The organism is Exiguobacterium sp. UBA7533 (assembly GCF_002479335.1).
In the GTDB taxonomy this organism is placed as follows: domain Bacteria; phylum Bacillota; class Bacilli; order Exiguobacteriales; family Exiguobacteriaceae; genus Exiguobacterium_A.
On record NZ_DLMP01000002.1, the window covers coordinates 44,165 to 65,465 of the forward strand.

A 21,301-nucleotide genomic window follows, 5' to 3' on the forward strand; every position below is an offset into this window, starting at 1 on the left:
TCTATGAAACAAAAAATTCGGTTATTGCAACGACGGACGGTCCACTATTTGCTTGCTATGACATATTGGTTGACGAAGCGACTGCCGATCCAATCAAAGAAAGTCGTTTTTGCGACCTATCGTTCCGATCGTCTCGTCGATAACTTTCGTGCCGTCTACGATGAACTAGAGCGACGCGATTTAGGATATGAATACGTTTTTTTGTTGAAACGATTTCCTCAATCGTTGGTGGGACAAATTCAATACGTCTTCCACATGATGCGAGCGACGTATGAATTAGCGACTGCCCGTTATTTCATCATCGATGATTATTATTATCCTGTATATGTCTCGTCCTTACGGAAAGGAACAGAAGTCATTCAGCTATGGCATGCTTGTGGAGCCTTTAAAAAGTTCGGCTATAGTGTGCTTGATAAATCCTATTCGCCGGATGATGATTATTTGAAGATGGTCCAGATTCACCGGAACTATAGCAAGGTCTATGTTTCCGGTGAAGCATGTATCGCACCATATGCGGATGCTTTCGGAATGACGCAGGAACGGATCTACCCATTAGGGGTTCCACGGACGGATCAACTACTGAACACAGCACGCCAAGCCCGTGTGCGAGAAAAGTTGTATGACCGATATCCAGAATGGCGCAAGAAACGAATCATCTTACTCGCGCCGACGTTCCGAGGAAATGGACAAACAACGGCACATTACGATCAAGAGCTCGATTTTGAGAAGTTTCGTCGTGAGCTTGGACCGGATACAGTCCTCTTGCTTCGCATGCATCCGTTTGTTCTTAATCCACCAATCGTACCGGACGCGTATTCGGATCAAATCATTAACATGACAGACTATCCGGATATCAATGATCTGATGCAGATTGCGGATATTCTGATCACGGATTATTCATCTGTCATCTTCGAGTTTGCCTTGTTGCAGAAGCCAATGATTTTCCTTGTTAACGATCTGCAGTCGTACAAAGCAGAACGCGATTTCTATTTCCCGTATGAATCCTTCGTACCGGGACCGATTGTCTCGACGTTCGAAGACGTCATCGCTTGGATTAAACGCGGGCAATTCGATACGCAGAAGATCGAGACGTTCGCGAATCAGTTCTTTACGTATCAGGACGGGGAAGCAACCAAACGAATTGTCGATCATTTGTTATATGACACGATTCCGGAAGCACCTGTCTATACGAAAACGCTGGTGTGAACACAAAAAAACGTTCCGATTGCGTCTCCATTTGGGGAGAGAGACGTCATCGGAACGTTTTTATTTTGAATTGGGGCTTGATTGGCGCGAGCAGGGGTAGCTCGCAGAATGCGCACCTCTTAAAAGTGCGTCAACTTGTCCTTCAGGGACGTTCTCGGTTTGACAGGTGGAACGAGGGCTGGCCAGCCGATTTGAATGACGCCGAGAACCCGTTCATTTTCTGAAGCGTGAACGATTGAAGCATATTCTGGTGTAAACCAATGTTTTCCGCTCTTCCAGCAGCAACCAAGGCCGCGCTCTGTCGCCACCAACTGTAGATTTTGAATCATGGCAGCTGTTGCGAGTGTATCTTCTAGCTGTTGATCCGGTGTCCCTAGTACCTGACAAAGTACTGTTAAGTAAACCGGGACTTCCCGTAATTTTTGTTCAGCCTGTTGACGTTGTTCAGACGTTTTTGTCTCGAATTGACCACGCGCTGTCAGTAACTCCATCAAAGCATCGACGTACCGAGTTTGTCCCTCTTCGATTGCGAGAACAAAACGCCAAGGTTCTCGTAGCTTATGGTTCGGGGCATACATCGCCGTTTCGAGTAATGCCTCTACTAATTCGACCGGAACTGGTTGTGCCGTATAGGACCGGATGGACCGGCGTGTTTCAATCACTTGTTGAACATGCATCCGTTTCATCTCCTCACTGAGTACTTTTTCACTATAAATGATAACGATTATCATTGTCAATGTTATTTGTCAGAAAACAAAAAGACGATTTCCAAGAGGAAATCATCTTTCGTTGAATTTGTATTAAGAGGCTTTTCGTTCCTCTTCTTGAGCAACAGTCGTTAGTTTCTTTTTCATGAGACGAATCCGGTACAACGCAAATAAATAATGGGCGAAATAAATCGTGAATCCCAGGAAAAGCGTTAATGCTACATGAATCTGAACGCCAGGAACAGCATGAAGCTGAATGAAGAGCAAGACAGCCATTGCCATCGTATAGAGCACCATTTCCACCGATTGTGGCATGACGCGTTGACGTTTTAGGAAAAAGGAACGCATGAGTGGTAGGACGACGAGACTGACGAGACGATCGACCAGACCGATGACGAGCACACTGATCACCATCGCTAAACCATTTTCAAAAGTGATTAATCGTGGAAAAACAAGATATGTGACGAGTAATAGTGGTCCAACTAACAAAAAGATTGAAATCGAGGCACGTGCAAAGACGAAGAGCCCGTTGACACTTGTTAAAAAGGCGCGAAAAATCTTTTGCGACCAAGGCGATGGTCGACCGACTTGCCAAGCAAAACAACAAGCAAAGATGAACGCATAAAATTGCAGAAAGGCAACCATAAAGCATCTCCTTTAGATATGAAACTCATTGTCCCTAGTGTATCGATTTTAAGAGAGAAGTGCAAAGAAGAACTTTTCACGAAGTATAGCAAAAGACCAGCTGATATGACATCAACTGGTCCTTCATGAATCAATCCAGATTTGGTTCTTTTTTTCCGTGCAAGAAGAAGGACAGAATCAATGCGAGCGCAGATAAAACGGTCGCAATCCAGAACGCGTCAGTGATCCCTTGGATCGTTGCTTGTTTTGTCAGCATCGTAAACCAACTCGTTGAAGCAGCTTGTGAGCTACCCAGCTGTTGTCCAAGATCGTTTAAATGTTGCGAAAGCGTCGGGTCGAGCGTCGTGAACTGATTCGCATCGTCTGCCAAGTGAGCCGTCGTTTGACGGGTCATGACGGTGACGAGAATTGCCGTTCCGATGGAGCCGGCGACTTGACGAAGTGTGTTTTGGGTTGCGTTTCCGTGCGGGATCATCTTCATCGGTAAAGCGTTCATACCGGCAGTCATGATCGGCATCATGATGAATGCCATACCGAATGACCGAAGCATGTAGATGCCCATGATGGAATAATACGACGTATCCATGTTTAATTGCGTCAATTCCCATGTCCCGTACGTCATCAACGTCAAACCGAAGATAGCGAGCGGTCGAATACCGAAGCGGTCAAATAAACGACCGGCAATCGGTCCGGTGATTCCCATGATCAGTGATCCGGGCAAAAGGAGAAGACCTGAATCGACCGGTGAAAAACCGCGAATGCTTTGAAGGTAAATCGGTAAAAGCAACATCCCACCGAACAACGCCATCGTGACGATGACATTGATGAAGAGGGTGAACGAAAATTCCGGAACCTTTAACACACGAATATTCAACATCGGATCTTCCATCGACAGCTCACGCATTGCAAAAGCAGCGATTCCAATTAAGCCGATGACGATCGTGCTGATGACGATCGGGCTATCCCAGCCGTCATTCCCGGCTTCACTGAATCCGTAAAGGAGACTCCCGAATCCGATCGTACTGAATAAGACGCCCAGTGCGTCGAAAGAAGGTTTCGAGAGTGGCTGCGTCAGGCGGAACCAGGCCGTACCGAGTAACAATGTCACTAATCCAAAGAACGACATCGCATAAAACATGACGTGCCAGTCATAGTTTTGGATGACATATCCTGTGATCGTAGGTCCGACAGCAGGAGCGAGAATCATAGCGATTCCGAGCATTCCCATGGCAGCACCGCGCTTATGCGGTGGGAATAATGTCATGAAGACGTTTGATCCGAGTGGCATCAAGATACCAGCCCCCGCTGCCTGAACGACACGACCAATCATCATGACCGGGAAGTTCATTGCCATCGAACAGATGACCGATCCGAAGAAAAAGAGTGTCATCGAAGCGAGGAACAACTGGCGGAACGTATAACTGCGCATTAAAAAAGCACTGATCGGAATCAAGATCCCGTTGACGAGCATGAAACCTGTCGTCAACCACTGGGCAGTGGACGTCGACACGTTGAAGTCATTGATTAGAACCGGTAACGCGACATTAATCAACGTTTGGTTCAAAATAGCAATGAACATACCAATCAGTAAGACCGTCAGTACTTTCGGAATACTGACGTTTTCAGTCGATACTTGTTTTGAAGGTGCTGCGACTGGTGGTGTCACGGTCATCGTCGGTTCCGTCTCGAGGGACTCCTCAAGTGTCGGTCCGTCAGTGGCCAGTGCGATGTCGGATTGACGATTCCGGCGGGCGATCCAGTTGACGCCGATGATGATCAGAATCGTGAACGCACTATATCCGAACAAGAAGGTAGTAGACATGAACGTCCCTCCTTAATCCTTATGAATGCGGACGGTCACATTCATACCAGGTCGAATGTCGAGTGATTTTTCTTGCGAGAGTGATACTTTAACTGGAATGACTTGTGCGACTTTCGTGTAGTTCGCATTTCCGTTTGAAGAAGGCATCATCGAGAACGTCGAAGCTGTCGTCATTCCGATCTGTTCCACTTCACCAGAAAGTGTCGTGTCAGGATAGCTGTCGACATATACGTCAACGGTTTGTCCGACTTTGATTTCATCGATTTCTGTTTCTTCGATGTTCGCTGTGACCCAAAGGTCGTTTAAGTCAAAACCATAGGCAAGTGGTGTACCGGCTGCGACGAAGCCGTTCTTTGTCGCCATCGACTGAACGATCGTTGCCTTCGCAGGCATCGAAACAGAAAGATCTGTTGGTTTTTGTCCAGCTTGCGCAGTCATGATGTGACCAAGTGTTGCACCGCTGTCGAGCGATTCGCCTGTTTTAGCAGACCAGTCCGTTAATTTACCAGCGCTTGGGCTAGCAATCGTTATCATTTTGCCATCGATTTTCGCATTGTCTGTTTTGACATAGCTTGTTGCTTGATCGTAATAGTAGTATCCGACGACCCCACCACCGATCAAAACGATGAGTGTAACGACATTAATGATTAGTAATTTTTTCATACTCATGAGTGTGTTAGCATCCTTTCTTGTGTACAATCGATTCAAAAAAAGTACTCCTCTGGGGGGAGGAGTAATTAATATAGTTAATTATATGGATAGTTAGATAACAAACAACCAACAATTTCCGACAAAATGTTGGAAAAATAAATGATAACGGATTCATTTTTAAAAAAGATGATGGAAAAGGAGTGAAATGCACATGAAAGAGAGCCGTGATCCACGACCAAAACGGTCACGTGACCGTATTACGATGGAATTGTTTCGTTTACTGAAGACAAACAGCTTTTCGAGCATCACCGTCAAGATGCTGACGGATGGGGCGGGTGTGAACCGCTCGACCTTTTATGCGCACTACACAGATAAATATGATTTGCTTGACCAAATCGTTGAGGAACAGATGATGGCGCTCGAACAAGCGATTCGGATTACAGGTACAGGCACCGTATTTCCGACAGTCGAACAGGTCAGTCGTTATTTTGCTCGTTTGTTCATTCACATTGAAGAAAACGAATTGTTTTACCAGACGATGCTCGTTCAAGGTCCTATCAAAACGTTCATCTCACGTTTTCTTGATACGTTGAAAGAAAATTATCGCCTCGTCTTTCGATCCCAAGTCGCAGAAGATGCGACTTTCGTCGATCGGGATTTGTTACTGAACTATGTCATTGGTGGACAGTTAGGATTATTGATTTCCTGGTTGCGAAACGGTCGGCCATATTCATCCGCATATATGGCGGAGCAATTGAGCCGGATGATCGTCTTTGGAACGGTTGAAAGCATCGGTTTTCCGAAAGAAACGGAATAAGGTCATAGAAAGAGACACTCCCGCTAGGAAGTGTCTCTTATTCAAGCTTGTCGGAAGGCAAGTTCCTTCGTATAAATCGTACTTCGGTTTCGTCCGCTTTCTTTTGAGTAATACAACGCTTTATCTGCTTTTTGTAATGCTTCTAAAGACGTATGGGAACCACTAGAATGTGCAATCCCAAGCGAAATCGTGATTTGCAGATCAGGTACGTCTGCCGTCGGGAACAGGTTGCGTGCGACCGTCATCCGAGCCAACTCTGCGATTTTTTGAGCTTCTTTAGCTGTAGTGCTTGGTAAAATGATCAAAAACTCTTCACCACCGTATCGTCCGACGAGGTCATCCGGTCGTGTTAAGGAAGCGAGTGTCATGCCGAGTTGACGTAGGACATCATCCCCGGCGTCATGACCATATGTATCATTGACGTGCTTGAAGAAGTCGATATCAATCAAGACAAGTGAATACCCTTGATCCGTTGAACCGACAAGTGACAGTGAATCATCGAGACGGCGCCGATTGGCAAGTCCGGTCAAAGCATCCGTCATCGCTAGTTTTTGTTGATACTGAATGTTTTCGAAGTGACGGCGTAATTCCGTCAGCAGTCGAAAAGCAACAAAGCCAGCCAATAGATTAAAGAAGATATAAGCGATTGAAATTTTAAAGAATGTCGACCAGCTGTTTGTTAGGATATAGATGGCAGGTAACGAATAGAGAACACCAATTGACACCAATAATTGAAAATGGCGCGTCGAGACATGAACGAATCGACGTACGATTCCGATCGTCGTAATGATTAAGACTATAATCAGTGTGGACAGATAAAAACCCTCCATTTGATCGACGGGTGTCAAAAAGTAACGTGTCCCGATGATCATTATACCGGCGACGATGGCGCTCGGGAAACCACCGAATAGCATAGCGATCGCGACTGGGATGATTCGTAAATCCACACGGGCGACATCAATCTGAATGCCATTGAATATCAACAAAACTGCAATCAGACCACAGACACTTCCCAATATGAGGCGTGTACTCCAGCTGGAATTCAGCGAAATACGTGGTCGATTCCGAAATGGTAAGAATAAGAGAGTAATCGTCGTGAACAGTAGACAAAAGTTAATGATGAATTGATTCATGATGGACAACAAATCCTCCCAACTCCCCCAGCTAACAGATTTCCATATATATACTCCAGTATACTCATCTAGGTAACGGTTAGACAGAGGTAAATGTTTAGATAAAACATAAAAAACGGTAGAAAATCTACCGTTTTTTATGAAGACGAAGTGAGCGTATCCTCATCCATCGTCAGTAAAATCTTATCGAAGACACGAATCATCGTTTCCAGTTCTTCTTCTGTTAAAGTTCCGAAGCGATCTTGTAAATAGTTTCTTCGGACGACCTCGAGTTCCCGAAAAGCACGCTCTCCGTCATCCGTCAAAGCGAGGACAATCGAGCGACGATCTTCCGTCGAACGCGTCCGTGTGACATATCCTTGTTTATAGAGCTTATCCGTTAAAGCAGTGACTTGACTCGTCGCCAGCTCAAATTGTTCCGCAAGAAGTGTCGGACGCTGGGGACCGTTTTCTGAAAGACTCCGTAAGATGAAAAATTCGCTTCGGGTTGCTGTTCCTTCAAATAGTCGATTAAGTTCACGTCGCAGGGTACGAAGAATGACACGCATTTGTTCCTCGAGTCGGTAAGTCAGCAAATCACGTTCCTGTGGCATGCAAGCAGCATCCTTTCTCTCAGTGGACTTCTATCATTTAGTGTACTAAACATATCGGATTTTTACCATCTACTACCCCAGATTCAAAAAAGGCAATTGACAATTTCGTGGCGGTTTGTGTAATATGGCGTAGTAATAACTAATTTAATTCAGTTCTCACTCAACCAGTGGGATGGAGGTTGCAGTTCTTAAGAGTACGGTTACGGATGTCGTCAAGCGACAAATGAAGTGACCTGAAAGGAAGAATTGCCGAAATCAATCATCGCTTTGAAGATGATCGATTGGGATTAGATCGAATAGGTCTAATACTGTCACAAGTCGGGTATCACTTACTTGTGGAGAGCTATCTTTCACGACGGTAGAATGAGGCGCATTCATTTTATTATGTTGCGTTCTCATCTTCCATCTGGAAGATGAGGGCGCTTTTTGTTTTTTCATTCAAAAAGTGTCCTCTCAAAAAATCTAAACAGAGAGAAGCGAACGAAATGAACAAACTAGATGTGAAACAAACAACAGATTCGACAGCCGAAGGATTAAAACGTGGATTACAAGCCCGTCATATGTCGATGATCGCCATCGGTGGGGCAATCGGAACAGGACTTTTCATCGCGTCCGGTGCTTCCGTTGCAGCAGCAGGACCAGGTGGTGCACTCCTATCGTATGCAATCGTTGGTCTGATGGTCTACTTCTTAATGACAAGTCTTGGCGAAATGGCGGCGTATATGCCTGTCGCCGGATCCTTCTCGACATACGGGACAAAATTCGTCGATCCCTCATTCGGCTTTGCCCTCGGCTGGAACTACTGGTACAACTGGGCAGTCACGATCGCAGTTGAGCTCGTTGCAGCACAAATCGTTATGACGTATTGGTTCCCGGACGTTCCTGGATTTTACTTCAGTGCCTTATTCCTTTTACTCATGATCGGCTTGAACTACTTCTCCGTTAAAGGTTTTGGGGAAGCGGAGTATTGGTTCGCCATGATTAAAGTCGTCACTGTCATCGTCTTCTTAGTCGTCGGTGTTGCGATGATTTTCGGTGTCTTTACATCGGAGCCACCAGTTGGCTTTAAAAACTTTGCTCTCGGGGATGCGCCGTTCGTCGGTGGTATTCCTGCCGTCATCGGAATCATCCTCGTTGCTGGATTCAGTTTCCAAGGAACAGAACTAGTCGGAATTGCCGCAGGTGAATCGGAAAATCCGAAAAAAAACGTTCCAAAAGCAGTCAAACAAGTCTTCTGGCGCATTTTACTCTTCTACATCCTTGCGATTTTCGTCATCGGGATGCTCATTCCGTATACGAGCCCGAACTTGGTTTCCAATGACATCACGGACATTGCCGTTAGTCCGTTTACGCTCGTCTTTGAAAAAGCAGGTCTTGCGTTCTCGGCAGCACTCATGAACGCCGTCATCTTGACATCTGTTCTATCTGCCGGTAACTCAGGTATGTATGCTTCCACACGGATGCTGTATACACTTGCTCGTCAAGGAGATGCACCAAAGTTCTTTGCAAAAGTGTCGAAAAATGGGGTACCGCGTAACGCCTTGCTTGCAACAGGAGCAATCGGTGCGCTCTGTTTCTTAACATCGATGTTTGGTGGACAAGTCTACCTGTGGTTACTCAATGCTTCAGGTATGACAGGATTCATCGCATGGCTCGGAATTGCGATCAGTCACTATCGTTTCCGTAAAGGATTCCTTGCACAAGGTCATTCGTTGAAAGATTTACCTTACGTTGCACCAGCGTTCCCGTTCGGTCCGCTGTTTGCATTCGGTCTTTGTTTCCTTGTCATCGTTGGTCAAAACTATGCAGCATTCCTTGCTGATCAAATTGATTGGGTCGGGATTGCCGCGACATATGTCGGAATTCCGTTGTTCCTTGCCTTCTGGTTAGGACACAAATTCAAAAACCGGACGTCGATTGTTCGTTACGAAGAGATGGACTTCCCAGAACATCCACGTCAATCGTAATCAACTAGCCGCCTTCTATTTATAGAAGGTGGTTTTTTGTTCCTAAAAAAGAAAACGTTTTCTAAAATATAGTTTTGAAAAAGTATAAAAAAGGAATCAATGAATACATATTTGAGAATAGGAATTTTGAAAAAGAGAGGGAGGGAGATACATGACTACATCTGAATTATTTTTTACATTAGGTTCTGCAGCATTTTTCATGTTGCTCGTTGCCTACATATCGTACCGGTTGACGCGCGGGAAAACACAAGGTGTTGATGAGTACTTCTTAGCAGGTCGAGGGCTAAGTGGCGTTTTCATTGCCGGATCGCTACTGCTGACGAATTTGTCGGCAGAACAGTTGATTGGACTAAATGGACAATCTTTCATGGGAAACATGTCGAGTATGGCGTGGGAAGTCACGGCGGGATTTGCTGCCATCATCATGGCGATTTATCTACTCCCGAAGTTTCTCGGGCTTGGTATCTCGACGTTACCGGAATACTTAAGTCACCGGTATGATGAGACGGTTCGTCGGATGACAGTCTTACTCTTTTTACTCGGATATATGTGCGTCACGATTCCTTCGATGCTTTATTCGGGTGGGATTGCTGTCTTGCAGCTATTCGATGTTCCGGAACTATTTGGTCTTAGTTATACGCAATCTCTTTGGTTAGTCGTCTGGGTCGTCGGGATCATCGGAGCAATTTATGCGATTTTTGGAGGACTACGTGCGGTGGCTGTCTCGGATACCTTGAACGGGATTGGGCTCGTCTTCGTCGGATTCTTAGTTCCGGTACTCGGCTTTATCACACTGGGTGATGGGAATTTACTTCAAGGGATGAAGACGATTGCGACTGTGCAACCGGAGAAGCTGAACGCAATCGGAAGCTCAACCGATGCCGTTCCGTTCTTCTCGATTTTCACGGGTATCCTATTTGCGAACTTATTTTATTGGTCACTCAATCAATATGTCATTCAACGTGTGCTCGGGGCAAAAGATTTGAAGGAAGGACAGAAGGGCGTCCTCATGACAGGATTCTTAAAGTTATTAGTTCCAATCTTCATGCTGATTCCTGGGATCATTGCCTATCACTTGTATGGGAACACACTAACAAGCGGTGATTTATCATATCCTCGACTCATTACGGAGTTACTGCCGGTCTCGCTGATGGGATTTTTCTTAGCTGTCTTACTCGGAGCCGTCTTCAGTTCGTTTAACTCGTTGCTAAATAGTATTGCAACACTTTTCGTCCTCGATATCTATCAGCCGGTGTTTGCGAAAGAGGCGAGTGATGAACATTTGATTCGTGTCAGTAAATGGTTCGGAACGATCGTTGCTTTAATATCTTTCGTCATCGCACCATTCTTGATGTACGCGCCGGACGGCTTATGGAGTTTGATCCGGCAATTCACAGGATTTTTCAACATTCCGATTCTCGTCATCGTATTAATGGGAATTTTCATGAAACGAATTCCGGCAATTGCGGCGAAAATCGTCATCGTCTTTCACGTGTTCGCGTATTACTTATTCGTCTTCGGTTTCAAACAACTGTTCGGCTGGGATCATGGCATTAGCTATATTCATGGGTACGGTATTCTACTCGTGATTGAAGTGCTGTTCATGATGTTCATGGGATATCGTTACCCGGTCGTCCAGTCAAGAAAGGTCAATCGACGACAGTCTGTCGAGCTCACTCCATGGAAGTTCGCGATTCCGGTCTCAATCTTATTATGCACATCCATCATTTGGACGTACGTCTTGTTTTCAAAAATCGGACTGGCTTCGACAGCAGGCATCGTATCGATTTGGTTCTGGCCGATTACGTTAGGACTTGTCATGGCAACGATCGTATTATGGCGTGTGTCGCTAAACGCTTGGGAAGCGAAGTATCGGACCTATCTCGAAGAAGAGTACCGTCAAGCCGAATAATCCTCTCGCAGAAGGCATGACATATCGGGTAAGATGAAAGAAAAACAGGAGGCGATCTTCGTGAATTACTGGTACCACTTTAAGCGTGCCTTCTTACCGATCGCATTATTGCTTGTGACGCTTGCCTTGTACCAAATGATTTATCGTTTGAATAACATCTTGTACTCGCTTGGAGGACTTCTTCTTGTCTTCGCAGCAATTTACTTCGTCATGCGTCGCCTAAAAACGAACCCAGAGGATTGAATGAGCAGGAAAGTCGAGTCCATTCTCTGAACGCGGTAAAATAGAGACATACAGAGGAGGGGAAGATAGATGGCAAAAGCAATATTTGCAGGTGGTTGTTTCTGGTGCATGGTCAAGCCATTCCATAAATATGATGGGGTAGAGCAGGTCATTTCAGGATATACCGGTGGTCATACAGAGAACCCAACTTATAAAGAGGTCTGTTCGGAAACGACAGGTCACTTGGAGGCGGTTGAAGTCACGTACGATCCGTCCGTCATTACGTACGAAGAATTACTCGATATCTTCTGGCGTCAAATCGATCCGACAGACGGGGGCGGTCAATTCAATGACCGTGGTGAATCATATCAGCCGGCCATTTTTTATGTCGATGAAGCGCAGCGTGAAGCAGCTGAACGTTCGAAAGCAGAGCTTGACGCATCAGGACGTTTCTCGCGTCCGGTCGCGGTAGAAATTCGTCCGGAAAAGCCGTTTTGGCCAGCAGAAGAATATCACCAAGATTATTATAAAAAGAACCCATTCCGCTACCAGATGTATAGCGTCGGCTCCGGTCGTGCGAAATTCATTAAGGAAGCGTGGAAGGATCATGGTAAGGAAAAAGAATTAAAGGAGCGTCTGACACCGATTCAGTATAAAGTCACACAAGAGAACGGGACAGAACCCGCTTTTCGTAACGAATACTGGGATGAAGAACGTCCAGGTCTTTATGTCGATATCGTCGATGGTACACCACTCTTCACATCAAAAGATAAATTCCAGTCAAACTGTGGTTGGCCGAGCTTCGCTAAACCGATCTCAGAAGACAAGATGGAAGTCGAACTCGACACGAGTCATGGGATGACGCGGACGGAAGTACGTTCTGCGAATGCAGATAGTCATCTTGGTCACATTTTCGATGATGGTCCGACAGAGCTTGGTGGTCTACGCTATTGTATCAACTCAGCAGCGTTACGATTTATTCCGGTAGAAGAGCTTGATTCGGCAGGATACGGGGAATATAAAAAACATTTCGAGTAACATGTAGGGAGCAGTCAAACGATTTCGTTTTGACTGCTCTTTTTTTCAAATGGAAAGGAGAGGATCAGATGTTTCAGCCCGTGTATGAAGAGATTCGACAGATGACGATTGCAAAGGTACTTGATTTCTATGATCATGAAATCCGTCAGCTCGATGAGAAAGCACGTCAGGAAAAGTACGACAAGATGAGTTTGAGTCCATTTCGTTTTTTTCGGGGGAGTTCGCATCTTTTTTATTACGATGTGACCCGGATTCCGCTTGGTTTTGACACACCTCGTGATAAGCCAACTTGGATCCAAGGTGATCTTCACTTTGAGAACTTCGGTGTCCATGGCAATGCAAAAGGAGAAATCATCTACGACGTCAACGACTTTGATGAAGGATACTTAGGATCGTATTTATACGATTTGATTCGCATGGCAGTCTCTGTGCGATTATTCGCTGAAGAGGCAGGATATGATTCAGTCCCTGCAATTCGTAATTATGTTCTTGAATACTTACATGATTTAAAAAAGTATGCACTTGGAAAAGATCCAAGTGATGTTTGTTTTACACGGGATAATACAAAAGGACCAATCAAGAAGTTAATCAAAAAAGCAGAAAAAAAACGTGAAGAATTAATGGGGGAGCGAACAGAACTGGTAGATGGCGTGAGACGATTTTGTACACTCCCGGATATGGAAGTAGTAGATGATGCGACACGAGCAGCAATTGAGTCTGCCTGGCCTTCCTACATCGAGACAATCGACACCGAGGATCGCCGTGAGGAATCGTTCTATACGATCAAGGATATCGTTCGTAAGTTAGACAGCGGAACAGCATCCATTGGTCTCGAGCGCTATTACATCTTGATTGAGGGCGAAGGGGGAGAAGAAGATTTGATTCTTGAGATGAAACAAGCGCAAACGTCTGTTCCTTCGTTATTCCTGCCCGTTTATCGTCCAGAAGCAGAAACCGTTCATCAAGGGAGACGGGTCATCACGTCGCAAAAGGCGATGCAGGCACATGAAGATCCATATCTTGGTTATCTGACGATTGAAAAAAAGGAATATTATGTACGCGAGCGCTCACCGTACAAGAAAAAACTAAAGGCGAAGCATATAAAAAGTCAGGAAGACCTTGAGAACGTGTTATGTATTCAAGGTCAAATTACCGCGAAAATCCATGCGCGGGCAGATCAAGATGCGGGAATTCAAGAAAAAATATTAACCCATCATGCGGATGTTGAAATCATTCGAGCTATCGGTGTTTCCGATACCGCTTTTTTGGAGCAGATCGAGCGTTGGTCAGAAGCTTATGTCATGCGAACAAAGCTGGATTACCAAGTGTTTTTAGAATGGACGAAGACGTGGAAAACGACTTAAAACGTGGACTGAAAAAGGAGAAAAATATCGGCATGTAACAGATGTTACATGCCGATATTTTTGAAGTGATTTTTATTCTTTAACAGATGAAAGCGTCACGCAAAAAACAAATAGGTATAATGACCTATATCAATTTATCTGAAAACTTCGTAAATTTTTGATTAAGTTCTTACGAACGACTCGCTTCGTAAGACAAATCACAACGGATATAGGGGGAAGTACATCATGAGTTTGACGCGGAAAAAAGATGTTTCCGCTATGATTGCTGCAAGTAAACGCAACAGTGGACTTGCTCGAAATCTTGGCGCGATGGATTTAACGTTTTTAGGAATTGGCGCCATCATCGGTACCGGAATTTTCGTTTTGACGGGAACAGGAGCGTTGACTGCAGGACCAGGACTTATCGTATCATTCATTCTATCTGCCATCGCCTGTGGTCTAGCTGCTCTTGCTTACGCTGAATTTGCATCAACGATTCCGGTCAGTGGATCTGTCTATACGTATACGTATGCAACGATGGGAGAGATCTTCGCTTGGATCATCGGTTGGAACTTGATTCTCGAATATGGACTCGCCTCCAGTGCCGTAGCAGCCGGTTGGTCAGGTTACTTCCAGTCTTTACTCGCAGGATTTAATATCCATGTGCCAACAGCTCTCTCAGCAGCTCCAGGAGCAGTAGAAGGAGCCAAGACATACTTCAACCTTCCAGCCTTCCTGATCCTCTTTGCCATTACGGCATTGTTGTCGATGGGAATCAAGGAAACGAAACGTGTCAACAACATCATGGTCGTCATCAAATTAGCAGTCGTCGTGTTGTTCATCGTCGTCGGTGTTGGCTACGTTGAACCATCAAACTGGACACCATTCACTCCATTTGGTTGGGGAGGCGTCTTCTCGGGTGCTGCGATCGTCTTCTTCGCGTATATCGGTTTTGATGCTGTTACATCAGCAGCGGAAGAAGTCCGTGATCCACAAAAGAACTTACCACGTGGTATCATCGGTTCACTTGCTGTCTGTACAATTCTTTACGTCATCGTCGCAGCCATCATGACAGGGATCGTCCCTTACAAACAATTCGCTGGTATCGATCATCCGGTCTCACTTGCGATTCAAATGGCAGGTCAAAACTGGGTCGCTGGTTTCATCGATCTCGGTGCGATTCTCGGGATCACAACGGTTATTCTCGTCATGACATACGGAATGGTGCGTCTCGCGTTTGCGATCTCGCGTGACGGGATGTTCCCTAAAGTATTCTCCGAAGTGCATCCGAAATACCAAACACCATTCAAGGCGACTTGGATGATCGGACTTGGTAGTTCACTCGTCGCTGGATTCGTTCCACTCGATGTCATCGCGAACCTCGTCAACATGGGTACACTCGCAGCATTCGTCTTAATCTCTGTCGCTGTCTTGATTCTTCGTAAAACACAGCCGGATCTCCCACGCGCATTCAAATGTCCGGGTATGCCATATGTGCCAATCGCAGCAATCGCTGCATGTCTCTTCTTGATGTTCAACTTGAAACTCGAGACATGGATTGCTTTCGGAATCTGGCTTGCAATCGGTTTAGTGCTTTACTTTACGTTTGCGCGTAAGCGTTCAAATCTACACCCAGGAAACATGCCGGCAGCGGAACTTGCTGCTTCAAAAGAAGAAGAGTAAACACATCAAAAGACCCAGTCGCCTTCAGGCGATCGGGTCTTCTTGTGTTAGGAAAGTGGAACAGGACCTTTGACGCGAACCGCATCAAATTCACGACGAATGCTTTCATTGGCTTTCGCTTCATCTTCTGCCGACCAGCCGAGTTCGCTACGCATCAGAGCAAGAACACCGTCTGCGTATTGTTCAGCATGTGGGAAATCAAAGAAGACGGCTGAAGCACGACGGTTCAAGAAGTCACCGGGTTGCATGACGAGCTCTGCTTCTAGACCATACAGAAGGGCACCGAACCAGTGTAACGGTAATTGATAACGAGCGGCTTCGTCACCGCGTGTCCGAATCAATTCGAAGACACGTTCGACATTCGTACCGTAGCGCTGGATGAGCCATGTCGTCTCATTCGGTGACAACCCAAGTGCTTCGCCTTTTGGTTGTTGTTCCTTCATGTAACGCGCGAATCCTTTACTTCCTTGTGGATGACCACCACCAAGCAAGATATCGTGCGTACGGGAAGCAAGATAAATTCGATTTTCTTCTGTCTTGAATTGCTCAGCGACCATATCGATGATTCGTTCTGCCATCTTCCGGTACCCAGTCAACTTACCACCGGCGATTGACATCAGACCGGATTTCGAAACGAAGATTTCGTCTTTTCGGGACAGTTCACTTGGATCTTTTCCATCTTCATGAATGAGTGGACGTAGTCCAGACCACGTTGATTCGACATGCTCAGGTCGTAACTCGACGTTGAACATTTGATTCGTCGCCTCTAGGATGTAATCCTGATCCTCGACGGTGACACCAGGCTCAAGAATATCTCCTTTATAGTTCGTATCCGTTGTTCCGACATACGTTTTCCCTTCACGTGGAATCGCAAAGATCATCCGACCGTCTGGAACATCGAAGTAAACGGCTTGTTGCAACGGGAAATGTACTTGATCGATGACGAGATGAATCCCTTTTGTCAGGTGTAATGACTTTCCAGACTTCGAACCGTCTTTTTCGCGCAGTTCATCGACCCAAGGACCTGTCGCATTAATGATCTTCTTCGCCCGAATCGTATACGTTTTGCCACTTAAGACGTCGCGGACTTCGACACCAACGACTTTTCCATTGTGGTAGACAAGCGATTCCGCTTTCGTATAATTGACGGCACGTCCGCCGTAACCGATGGCTGCCTTTAAGACTTCGACCGTCAGTCGAGCGTCATCCGTTTTATATTCGACATACCGACCACCGCCGACTAAGTGTTCCGAGCGTAGCAGTGGTTCGTAACGTAATGTTTCTTCTTTGCTAAGCATCGTCCGACGTTCATGGCGTTTGACACCAGCGAGTTGGTCATAGACACGTAAGCCGATTGAGGTCGAGAAGCTACCGAATGTACCACCTTCGACAAGTGGAAGCATCATCCACTCCGGTGTCGTCACATGCGGTGCGTTCTCATACACGATGGCACGTTCTTTCCCGACTTCGGCGACGAGTTTAATCTCGAACTGCTTCAGATAACGCAATCCACCATGGACAAGTTTCGTCGATCGGCTCGATGTCCCTTCGGCGAAGTCCTGCATTTCAATCAAGCCTGTTCGCATGCCGCGACTTTGTGCGTCAAGCAGAATACCAGCTCCCGTGATACCGCCCCCGATGACGAGGACGTCTAGAAGTTCTTGTCCCATCTCTTCTAACCATGCTGTCCGTTCCGTACTTGAAAACATCTTGTCTTCCCCCTGTTCGTCTGAAATGAATAGTTAGTCTACTTCTATCCATGTACCCACTTTTGCACTCTTTTGAGCACGATCAATGATTTTCATGACGAGTTCAGCCTGTTTCGCAGAGACAGGTGGTGTGGTTCGCTTACGGATGGCTGGAGCGAGATCCGTATAATAATCCCCAAAATGACCGGAAACAAAAGGGAAGTCTTGCAGAGGTCCATTTGCTTCAGCCAATTGATAGGTCGTCCGTTTTGTATCGACTTCATCAACGAAGTAACTCGCCTGTGTTCCGTGCACCATCAGGGAGGGACCAACAGCTGGAACGATGGAACCGATATGCAAAATAGCGCGTCGCGTGCCAAAGGCTAAAATTAGATGTGTATAGTCATCAACGATCCCATCTTGTCGTTGAATCGTTTGATCACAAAAGACACGGTCTGGAATTTCATCGAAGGCGACGAGTGCTTGATCGATCAAGTGTGAACCAAGGTCGTACAATAGTCCGGCACCAGGAACGTCCTGTTCGCGCCAACGCTCCTGCACATCGGGACGGTAACGGTCATAATGCGCTTCGAACGTCTGGAGCGTACCGAGTCGTCCAGATTTCAATAAGGTCATCAGCGTCCGAAAGTCCTTCGTGTACCGCCGATTATGATAAACTGTCAGTAACCGACCGTATGTCCGTGCTAGTTCTGTCAACGTTTCGGCTTCTTCGAGCGTGACGGTGAACGGTTTCTCGACAAGTACATCACAGCCCGAGAGCAAGGCGTGACGCGCGAGTGGATAATGAAGATCATTTGCCGTCGCGATGACGACTAAATCGATTTGTTCCGCTTCAAGTAATGCTTCAAGTGTCGGATAGACAGGGAGCGTCGCGTCGTACGCAGCGACCGCTTCCGGGCGACTCGACTGAACAGCGACCAACTGATAATCAGGTGCGTGTAAATAAGGCGCATGCAAATGTTCACCGGCAAGACCAAAACCAACTAATGCGGTACGAATCATAGAAAACACATCCTTTTCAAGTTCATACCCTCAATCTACCATAAGGAGGAATACAAGATGATTACCGAGCAACACATCATCGAAAAGATGCGCCAAGCGATGCAACGTATTGACCAAACAACAGGAGCTGCGCAGAAAGAACAGATTGCAGCGATGAAGGTTTACTGTGAACTACTGCTCGAATCCGATTCGACGTCGAGTTCGACAATATCGCTTCCTACGTCAACGCCTCAAGCAACCCCAGCGGTCGATCCGATGTTAGCGCGTTTCATGGGTGTTTCGCAGGAAAAAGAAGAAAAAGGCACTTCATTGCTCGATTTTTGAATGAAATGACGCAATTCAGGGAATAACCATCACAGTTAAAATGAGAAAGGGAGATACGTCATGAAAACAGTCATCGTCATTGGAGCAGGACCAGGAAACGGATATGAAATCAGTAAACGATTCGGGCAAGAAGGGTTTCAAGTCGTTTGTGCGGCGCGGACACAAGAAACGCTTGCAGCCGTCATCACGGAACTAAAAGAAGAAGGTGTAGAGGCGGTGGGGGTAGAATGTGATGCTTCTCGAAAAGCCGATATCGCATCACTCATCGAATGGACAGAGGAGCAGTATGGACAAATCGATGTCTTAGTCTATAATGCTTCGATTTTACATCAAGCATCTGTCCTTGAAGTCTCGGCAGAACAGATTACGAAAGAGTTCGAGATCGATGTTCTCGGTGCACTGCATGCCGCACAACTCGTTGCTCCTTCGATGCAGGAACGAAAAGACGGCGCCATCCTGATTACAGGAGGTGGCGCTGCAATGCAAGCAATCAAATCGTTACCAGGGCTTTCGATTGGCAAGGCAGGCGTTCGTCAAGTGACGCACATGCTCCATGATACGTTGAAGGAAGACGGTGTCTACGTCGGAACTGTCACGATTGCCGGAGAAGTGAAGCGTGGAACGGCACTTGATCCGAAAAACGTAGCGGAAGCGTTCTATACACTCTATACAAACCGTAACGAAGTAGAGACAGTTCTATCAGCAGACTAACTTATGAACAAGGTGACGTATGCGGGTTCGGACATTGACCGAATCCGTATTTTCATGGAAAGGAGAGAAATAGAAATGAGACGATCTGTATTCATAAGTCTACTTTTTTTATTCGTCCTCATCGGTTGTGCACCAGAAGAAACCGATCTGCTTGGCATCAAGCAACCAGACGATGAAAAGATTACGAAAGCGACGGTGCAACGCGTCATCGATGGGGATACATTAAAAGTGAGGCTAGCAGACGGGAAAACGGAGGATGTTCGTTTGTTGCTCGTCGATACACCGGAAACTGTTAAACCGGATACGCCGGTTCAAACTTATGGAACGGAAGCTTCAGCGTTTACAAAAGAGACATTACCGAGCGGGACAGCTATTCGGTTAGAGCGTGATCATTCCCGGGCTGACCGATACGGACGACTGCTCGCATATGTCTGGTACGGCGATAAAATGTTGAATCAAGAGTTACTCCGAAAAGGTCTTGCGCGTGTGGCGTTCGTCTATGAACCAGACACACGTTATGTCGATGTGTTTGAACAGATCGAACAGGAAGCCAAGCAGGCAAAGAAGAAAATCTGGAAGCACGATGGCTACGTCACGAATCGCGGATTCAATGTTCAAGCGATTACAGAAACGAAATCCTGCGATATCAAAGGTAATATCAATCGGTCAGGTAAAAAAATTTACCATGTCCCGGGTGGTCAGTCTTACAATGAAGTGAAGCCGGAGCAACGGTTCTGTACGGAGAAAGAAGCACAAGAAGCCGGATTCGTCCGAGCAACACGCTGATAAACGCAAAAAAAGCCATCGCTAGCGATGGCTTTTATCTATCATACAGGTGGTGGCGGTGGTTGATACTGCTGTACGTTATCATCTTCATCAAAGGAGATCGTGACATCGGTGATTCCTTTAAGGATGCGAATTTGCAATTCGAGTCGATCTTTAATGTCGTCCGCTTGCGCAATTGTCAAGTTGGGATCAACTTCAATCTCCGTTTCGACATGGAAGTGATCTCCTTCCTTGATGACTTCAAGTTTTTCGATGTCCCGAACCGCTTCATCACGTAACAAGATTTCACCGATTTTGGCTGTCAGTACTTCATCAACCTCACCGAGCGCACCGGCAGCATTTTGAATAAAGACGTTGTAGACGACATAAAACATCATGAGTCCAATCAAGATGGATGCAATGCCTTCTGCTTGATAAAACGATGTATAGTGCGAAATCAGGACAGCGATAATGGCGATGACGCCACCAAGAGTTGCGACAAGATCTTCCATGAAGACAAGACGTGTCGCCGGTTTGGCTTGTCCAAGATGGGCGAAGCTTTGACCAACAAGTGTCAGTCCGCTCGATTTGAGTCCCGTCTCATGTGCGATTTCTTTCATCGCTTTATAGAACACTCCGACTTCCAGTACGACACCAATGCCAAGTGCCGTCAGGATGATCCACAAACCATTCGTTTTTTCGCCAGGACCGTGTGTGATATGCAAGATGCCTTCCCGAATCGTCTCGTAAGCAAGCAATGCAACGACGATGATCGCAGCAAGTAAGACGAGATTCACAAGGCGACCAAAACCATTCGGAAACCGTTTCGTTGGTGCTTTTTTACTGAGAGCAGAACCGATGTAGACGAAGAACTGGTTCGCTGCGTCACCGATCGTATGCATCATTTCAGCGAACATCGCTACATTCCCAGTTAAGATATAGGCGACGAACTTGATCGCGGCAATGATCGTATTGACGATGGCGGCAGCAAGGGCTGACTTATTTCCGCGACGGATCAATGAGAAAAAAGTGGTCATGAGCGGTTCTCTCC

Annotated in this window: 20 protein-coding genes and 1 riboswitch; of the genes, 11 read left to right on the forward strand and 9 right to left on the reverse strand. The window is 46.2% G+C overall.

Annotated elements, in window-relative coordinates; translation table 11 throughout:
• Positions 1–3 precede the first annotated feature (3 nt).
• Positions 4–1,206: a CDP-glycerol glycerophosphotransferase family protein gene (locus tag B2U10_RS04355; RefSeq protein ID WP_290785891.1), complete on the forward strand. Its 1,203-nt coding sequence runs from the start codon at positions 4–6 to the stop codon at positions 1,204–1,206.
• 119 nt (positions 1,207–1,325) lie between these two features.
• Here B2U10_RS04355 and B2U10_RS04360 read toward each other — a convergent pair whose 3' ends face one another.
• The 4 genes from B2U10_RS04360 to B2U10_RS04375 all read right to left on the reverse strand — a co-directional run bounded on the left by B2U10_RS04360 (position 1,326) and on the right by B2U10_RS04375 (position 5,049).
• Entirely contained in the window at positions 1,326–1,883 is a 558-nt protein-coding gene (locus B2U10_RS04360; protein WP_290785893.1) for a nitroreductase family protein, read from the reverse strand.
• A gap of 123 nt (positions 1,884–2,006) precedes the next feature.
• Positions 2,007–2,558, reverse strand: coding sequence for a hypothetical protein (locus tag B2U10_RS04365; RefSeq protein WP_035411503.1), 552 nt, complete (start codon positions 2,556–2,558; stop codon positions 2,007–2,009).
• Positions 2,559–2,688: 130 nt separating this feature from the next.
• Positions 2,689–4,380 carry a DHA2 family efflux MFS transporter permease subunit gene (locus tag B2U10_RS04370; RefSeq protein ID WP_056064486.1) on the reverse strand — a complete coding sequence of 564 codons (1,692 nt, stop codon included), beginning with the start codon at positions 4,378–4,380 and terminating at the stop codon, positions 2,689–2,691.
• A 12-nt stretch (positions 4,381–4,392) separates the two neighbouring features.
• Positions 4,393–5,049 (reverse strand): HlyD family secretion protein, encoded by a 657-nt coding sequence (locus B2U10_RS04375; RefSeq protein WP_035411497.1) that lies wholly within the window; start codon positions 5,047–5,049, stop codon positions 4,393–4,395.
• Positions 5,050–5,242: 193 nt separating this feature from the next.
• Here B2U10_RS04375 and B2U10_RS04380 point away from each other — a divergent pair, with 193 nt between their 5' ends.
• A complete protein-coding gene (locus B2U10_RS04380; RefSeq protein ID WP_290748409.1) occupies positions 5,243–5,848 on the forward strand; it encodes a TetR/AcrR family transcriptional regulator in 606 nt (201 codons plus the stop codon).
• Positions 5,849–5,889: 41 nt separating this feature from the next.
• Here B2U10_RS04380 and B2U10_RS04385 read toward each other — a convergent pair whose 3' ends face one another.
• Entirely contained in the window at positions 5,890–6,981 is a 1,092-nt protein-coding gene (locus B2U10_RS04385; protein WP_290785898.1) for a diguanylate cyclase, read from the reverse strand.
• A 137-nt stretch (positions 6,982–7,118) separates the two neighbouring features.
• The gene (locus B2U10_RS04390) at positions 7,119–7,574 is read right to left on the reverse strand and encodes a MarR family winged helix-turn-helix transcriptional regulator (protein WP_290748404.1); all 456 of its coding nucleotides are present in this window, start codon (positions 7,572–7,574) and stop codon (positions 7,119–7,121) included.
• Positions 7,575–7,739: 165 nt separating this feature from the next.
• A riboswitch (Lysine riboswitch) is annotated at positions 7,740–7,928 on the forward strand.
• A gap of 131 nt (positions 7,929–8,059) precedes the next feature.
• Here B2U10_RS04390 and B2U10_RS04395 point away from each other — a divergent pair.
• From B2U10_RS04395 to B2U10_RS04420, 6 genes are all read left to right on the forward strand, one after another.
• Positions 8,060–9,541, forward strand: a complete 1,482-nt coding sequence (locus B2U10_RS04395) for an amino acid permease (protein ID WP_035411488.1) — start codon at positions 8,060–8,062, stop codon at positions 9,539–9,541.
• A 151-nt stretch (positions 9,542–9,692) separates the two neighbouring features.
• Positions 9,693–11,453, forward strand: a complete 1,761-nt coding sequence (locus B2U10_RS04400) for a solute:sodium symporter family transporter (protein ID WP_290785901.1) — start codon at positions 9,693–9,695, stop codon at positions 11,451–11,453.
• A 60-nt stretch (positions 11,454–11,513) separates the two neighbouring features.
• Positions 11,514–11,696 carry a hypothetical protein gene (locus tag B2U10_RS04405; RefSeq protein ID WP_290785904.1) on the forward strand — a complete coding sequence of 61 codons (183 nt, stop codon included), beginning with the start codon at positions 11,514–11,516 and terminating at the stop codon, positions 11,694–11,696.
• A 69-nt stretch (positions 11,697–11,765) separates the two neighbouring features.
• Positions 11,766–12,713, forward strand: coding sequence for a peptide-methionine (S)-S-oxide reductase MsrA (gene msrA, locus B2U10_RS04410; RefSeq protein ID WP_035411485.1), 948 nt, complete (start codon positions 11,766–11,768; stop codon positions 12,711–12,713).
• Between the two features lie 68 nt (positions 12,714–12,781).
• A complete protein-coding gene (locus B2U10_RS04415; RefSeq protein WP_290785907.1) occupies positions 12,782–14,077 on the forward strand; it encodes a DUF2252 domain-containing protein in 1,296 nt (431 codons plus the stop codon).
• Positions 14,078–14,302: 225 nt separating this feature from the next.
• Positions 14,303–15,739 (forward strand): amino acid permease, encoded by a 1,437-nt coding sequence (locus B2U10_RS04420; RefSeq protein ID WP_035411480.1) that lies wholly within the window; start codon positions 14,303–14,305, stop codon positions 15,737–15,739.
• 47 nt (positions 15,740–15,786) lie between these two features.
• Here the strand turns inward: B2U10_RS04420 and B2U10_RS04425 are convergent, their stop codons facing one another.
• A complete protein-coding gene (locus B2U10_RS04425) occupies positions 15,787–17,448 on the reverse strand; it encodes a glycerol-3-phosphate dehydrogenase/oxidase (protein WP_035411477.1) in 1,662 nt (553 codons plus the stop codon).
• A 33-nt stretch (positions 17,449–17,481) separates the two neighbouring features.
• Positions 17,482–18,450, reverse strand: coding sequence for a Gfo/Idh/MocA family oxidoreductase (locus B2U10_RS04430; RefSeq protein WP_290748388.1), 969 nt, complete (start codon positions 18,448–18,450; stop codon positions 17,482–17,484).
• 57 nt (positions 18,451–18,507) lie between these two features.
• Here B2U10_RS04430 and B2U10_RS04435 point away from each other — a divergent pair, with 57 nt between their 5' ends.
• From B2U10_RS04435 to B2U10_RS04445, 3 genes are all read left to right on the forward strand, one after another.
• On the forward strand, positions 18,508–18,774 hold the full coding sequence (locus tag B2U10_RS04435) for a DUF5327 family protein (RefSeq protein WP_035411472.1): 267 nt from the start codon (positions 18,508–18,510) through the stop codon (positions 18,772–18,774).
• A gap of 60 nt (positions 18,775–18,834) precedes the next feature.
• A complete protein-coding gene (locus tag B2U10_RS04440; RefSeq protein WP_035411468.1) occupies positions 18,835–19,485 on the forward strand; it encodes an SDR family NAD(P)-dependent oxidoreductase in 651 nt (216 codons plus the stop codon).
• 75 nt (positions 19,486–19,560) lie between these two features.
• Positions 19,561–20,271 (forward strand): thermonuclease family protein, encoded by a 711-nt coding sequence (locus B2U10_RS04445; RefSeq protein ID WP_290785911.1) that lies wholly within the window; start codon positions 19,561–19,563, stop codon positions 20,269–20,271.
• Between the two features lie 41 nt (positions 20,272–20,312).
• Here B2U10_RS04445 and B2U10_RS04450 read toward each other — a convergent pair whose 3' ends face one another.
• The gene (locus B2U10_RS04450; RefSeq protein ID WP_290785914.1) at positions 20,313–21,287 is read right to left on the reverse strand and encodes a cation diffusion facilitator family transporter; all 975 of its coding nucleotides are present in this window, start codon (positions 21,285–21,287) and stop codon (positions 20,313–20,315) included.
• Positions 21,288–21,301: the final 14 nt, after the last annotated feature.